Here is a 1,256-nt window from a genome sequence, read left to right as displayed (position 1 = left end):
TAGGTTCATCGAATTCTTATCCTATTTGTGTTTGACAGCGTTTTTTGGCGTTCACGGATGGGGGGCGAAGCGAATGCTTCCACCGGGCTGACTTGTAGCCCTTCAACACCATGAGTTTAGGGAGCTGCCCAGGACGCTTCTTGAACGATTTTGCGCGCCGCCAAAAGAATCGACCGCGAGGAGCAAGCCTCGTCGCTGGACTCGCCAAATTTCGGTAGCAAGGATGGTCTAAAGTCTGGCGACTTCGGCTACGGGAAACAGCGGGTCAGGAGTTGCTCGATGGGTTCACCGCCTTGGAATACGCTCCTGGCGCGACCCCGATGAATCGTTTGAAATGCCGCGTGAAGTGCGATTGGTCTGCGAAACCGGCGGCGTAGGCGACATTGCTCAGCGTCTCACCGGCCATCAACATCTGCTGTGCACGACGTACTCGGATTTGAGAGAGATAGGCCTGGATGGGAATGCCGACCTCTTTGGAGAAGACGCGGCTTAGATACGGGGCAGAGGTCCCAGCCAATTGGGCGAGTTCGTGAAGCGAGACATTCTCACGAAATCTCGCTTCCAAGCTATCTCGGACTCGGCGAATATTCGCACGTCCCTGCTTTTTCGGTATGTCCGGCAACGAGGCGTGCCGCACTAAAAGCTCGCAGATGGCGTCATAGAAAGCCGATTCCTGATCCAATTGCGGATCTCCGTCGTCCATCGCCCGGTGAGCCTGCAGGACGAGTTCGACAAGTTGAGTGTCGTCAATGACCGGGGGCAGCAACAACGGTTCGATATCGCCGTTGCGGTCAAACGTCCTAACGATATTGGCGACGACACTTGGGTCAGCATAGAGATATCGCCACGCCCCAGTCGCCGTACACGAATGCACCTCATTGGGATGAATGACGAGCAGTTTTCCCGGTCCGGTGGAATATCGCTGGCCACGATAGAAGAACGTCCCCGTCCCACCTTCGGAAACGCCCAATTTGTATTCAGGGTGCGAGTGGTTCGGCCAAGTGTGTTCGACCGACTCCCATTGATGCACCGTAATCCTGTCATCTGCAGAACCACGAACCTTAAAATGCTTCACTGTTAACCCGGAAGCCATACTGTCCTCGGCGGCGATTCAAACAACGTGAAAGGTATTGGAAAGTTTACGTCGCGAGACAAGTGCGAGCAAGTGAAACGAAGAGTGCCCTGTCCGGGGACTGCCGATTCATAACAAAGGTGTCAGGACTCTTTTTCGGCTGGGAGTGAAAAAGAGTCCTGAC

The 1,256-nt window shown here is 54.6% G+C and carries 1 protein-coding gene; it reads right to left on the bottom strand.

Annotated elements, in window-relative coordinates; translation table 11 throughout:
- Window positions 1–265: 265 nt before the first annotated feature.
- Window positions 266–1,075, bottom strand: a complete 810-nt coding sequence (locus RMSM_RS02475; protein ID WP_040763732.1) for a helix-turn-helix domain-containing protein — start codon at window positions 1,073–1,075, stop codon at window positions 266–268.
- Between the last annotated feature and the right edge of the window lie 181 nt (window positions 1,076–1,256).

This window comes from Rhodopirellula maiorica SM1, from assembly GCF_000346295.1.
In the GTDB taxonomy this organism is placed as follows: domain Bacteria; phylum Planctomycetota; class Planctomycetia; order Pirellulales; family Pirellulaceae; genus Novipirellula; species Novipirellula maiorica.
Note: the sequence above shows the minus strand (reverse complement) of the source record. Positions and strands in the feature narration are given on the sequence as shown.